Below are 3,486 nucleotides of genomic sequence, written 5' to 3'. Positions count from 1 at the left end.
TGGGGTTCTAGGGATTTTCCCCTCTAAAGTAACATAAATCGCCACAACCCTCGCAGTTAATGGCTTGTGGAGCTGGGTTACCTTTCATTTTAGACTTCATTTTCAACAATAGGCCTAGTTATTTCCTGTAAATCAGGTAGTTTGCGGTTACTAGCGAACTGATAAGTGCCGCTCAGATTAATGTTCTGCCATGCAACGGGTGATACTTGTCGAGTTATTGCTGCTTTTTCCTCGTCACCAACTTCTTCAAAGTGCAGTAATAGATGACTTAGGATCATCGAGTTAAAGTAGATAATAGCATTTGCCGTCAAACGGGCACACTCGTTCCAGACGACTATTTCTGATTCGTTTTTTCCACGGAACTGGTCACGATTGACCGATGCAATAGCTCGCCTGAGGAAATGCCAGGCTTCGCCTCGGTTCAGTGCTCGTTGAACATATTGGCGCAGACTTGCATCATCAATATAATCAAGTAAATATTGGGCTTTGATGAGTCTATTATATTCCGTTAATGCTTGTAATATAGGGTGTCTAGATGGATAACCAGATAATTTGCGTACTAGCAATGCCTGTGTTGTGCGTTTTTCTTGAAGGGATAACACAATACGCTGAATATCCTGCCAGCCTTCTTCAATCACATTCATTTTTATCGGCTTTTTCAGCGCCAGATGCGTGTTTCCGTCGTCGCTTTCAGTTACGTTAAATAGGTCATTGATCACACTGGTGAACTGAGCATACCTAGGCGCAAAACTATAACCGCATAAATCCAATAAGGCATAATTAACATGATTAACACCATGGGTGTCGGTTGAGAGGACATCTGGCTTAAGATCACTAGTATTAGATTGTAGTAAGTCGTAAATATAATGGGACTCATGCTCATTAGATCCTATGATACGGGCATTTAACGCACTATGATTGGCAACTAACGTCATGGCCGTAATACCTTTGTTGGTGCCGAAGTATTTCGAGGAGTAGCGAGTTTTAAAAGTCTCAAGGTGAGTTTCAAATTTTTGCCCATCGGTACTGGCGTGCAGGACGTCTTCTTGGATGTGATAGTGGCGGAAAATAGGGAGTGCCGCTACTGCGTTATTGATGATATCACTAGCCTCTTGCAAGGTTTCAGGCCTAATATAATTAGCTTGTATAGTGCTTAGATGCTCATAACTGCGATCAGATATTTGTGCCATCCCATATACGCCGCGATGTGTCGCATTCGCAATTAGAATAGCCAATAAATCATCCTGATTGGCGCCTACTTGTTTTTGTATTGGCAGCACGTGTGCGAAGCATTGCATAAAGTTGGTTTCTTGTTCAACATAACGCAACACATCAGCAATACTGACGGGGATCATTTGTTTAAAGAAAGGGTTGTTGACAAGTGATTGGGAGCCTTTAACTGGCAGTCGCCATCGTGTGCCACTTCGGCTCTTCATGATCACATTGCGGTTATCACCATTATCAATGTGACGAGCAACATCTTCTAGGGATGTTGTTAAGCGTATTTGTTTTACTTGCAGTAGCTTCTGAATCGGCTGCTTTAGCTTTTCCAATGTTGATGATGCCAATAGATCAGGCTGTATTGACGATGCAATTAAGTCGTCTTCTAGCGCACGATATTTAGTGACGTTTGATAAGTAAATTCGACCATTAAGCCGAGAAGCCAGTTGACGGTAAAGCAACCATTCGTATCGCTGTGGATGAACAACATCCTTGTTAATTAACCATGGACGATGTTTTTGTTGGATAAGTGTACTATCCATTGTTTGCAATGTATTACCTGCTAATAGTTCTGTTTTTGTGGTTTTGAGCTGGGTCACTAATGCTTCTGAGCCTTTACCTGCTTGGCATTCAAGACATAGAAACACGGGCCTTAATAACTGCTCAATTAACCCGTTTTGATCATCATAATATTGCCATTGATATTCTTCTACCGTGCGTTTTTGCTTTTTTAAGTACAGGCATAGCGTTTCTATATCTTGGTTATTCATTACACTTAATGCTTGTTGCCTAACCGTTGCAAATGGTTGATTATCGTCGATACTGTCATCAACAAACAGATGCAGTAATTCTGCGGCTTTGGTGACATTGTCTGCAGCTGACCTCCATGAGTCAAACACTGCCTGTTGGGCAAACGCATGCGCAGCTTCTTGTTGTTTACGGATATGATGAATAAACCCATCAGCCAATCGCTCTAGGCTTTGCCGTATGCGTTGAGTCAGAAAACACAGCAACCATAGGTGTTGCTGTGGACGCTTAAAGCGTTTTAGTTTACTGCCATAATAATCCACCATTTCACCGAAGTGTTGTTGGTTTTTAGACGATAAGGCTAAGCCCTTAACAGCATTATCAATCTGTCTTGTATAAGGCTGTAACTGATGATACACCGTCAGTTCTTTTTTTAGCTCTGTCACCATAACGCTTTTTGCACCGGCTCGAAGCTGGCTTAAGGAGAGCCCATCTTTGTCATCGATAATAGTATTTAGAAATCCGTGTAGTTCAGATGAAACATGAATACGAAGCTTATTATTTAACGCCTTCTTGACCTGTTGGATAACACGACTGATAAGCTTTTGTAAGACAGTATATTTAGGGATGGCAATTCTATGCGTTGCTAGATATTCAGCGGCTGCATCGAATAGATAACGAGGCTCAAGCCAAGCTTTGCCGACCATAACAAGATGTTCGTACAGCGGCGCAAAGTGCAGACTTTCGTCCCATTTCTGATAGTTTAATAACCTCAGTATTCTTTGATATATACGGTCACGCTGCATCTTATTAATGCTGAAAGGCCTGATCCCTTTGCCTCCTTGAACTTGCGTTGAAATAAACTGCATATCGTCAAAGATGAGGTTAAAGCTAGGTGAAAGAATCACAGGCTTAGACTTAAAATACCCTAATAACGCAATGAAATAGCATCGGTGGTTCCTTAGGCGAATACTTTTCAACTCTGTTAACTCGATCTCGTTTGGCGTAAAATACAATCGTTGTTGTTCAAGTGATAATAGCGGCGGAGAATATAGATCAAGCTGCTCAGCTTTGGTAAGAATTGATAGTTCGTTTTTTATAGCCATAGGAATTAAATTAAGTTTAAGGGGTTGTTAACCTCATAATTTGCCATACTTTGGAGAAGTAACCCACCTTTGTATGCCTTTAAATATGGTGAGTATGGCGATTTATGTTACTTTAGAGGGGAAAATCCCTAGAACCCCCTTGTGATGTCGTAGTGCCCACAGCGGTGGAGGGTCACAGTGAAATGCTACACTCTCTTTGTGTCTTGAGTCGCTGTGCTCGCCCGACCTACGTGATAGGTGTTGATGTGAGTGTGTTAATTGCGCGTATTTTACTTTTCTGCAGACGTAAAAAAGCCCGACTATTTCTAGTCGGGCTCTCTACAATTTGAAGCCTGGTAATGTCCTACTTTCACATAGCAAATGCTACACTATCATCGGCGCTGTTTCGTTTCACTACTGAGTTCGGCATGGA

1 protein-coding gene is annotated in these 3,486 nt (G+C 41.8%); it reads right to left on the bottom strand.

The genetic code is table 11. The features are described from left to right. Nucleotides 1–89: 89 nt before the first annotated feature. The gene (locus tag L652_RS0108950) at nt 90–3,074 is read right to left on the bottom strand and encodes a Tn3-like element ISKox2 family transposase (protein ID WP_008126957.1); all 2,985 of its coding nucleotides are present in this window, start codon (nt 3,072–3,074) and stop codon (nt 90–92) included. Nucleotides 3,075–3,486 lie beyond the last annotated feature (412 nt).

The sequence above is a fragment of the Pseudoalteromonas sp. TB25 genome, from assembly GCF_000497995.1.
Classification (GTDB): Bacteria; Pseudomonadota; Gammaproteobacteria; order Enterobacterales; family Alteromonadaceae; genus Pseudoalteromonas; species Pseudoalteromonas distincta.
This window is presented reverse-complemented; position numbering and strand designations above follow the sequence as displayed.

Coding starts and splice junctions, on each gene's coding strand:
- L652_RS0108950 (WP_008126957.1), bottom strand. CDS start 3,074: ATGGCTATAAAAAACGAACTATCAATTCTTACCAAAGCTGAGCAGCTT.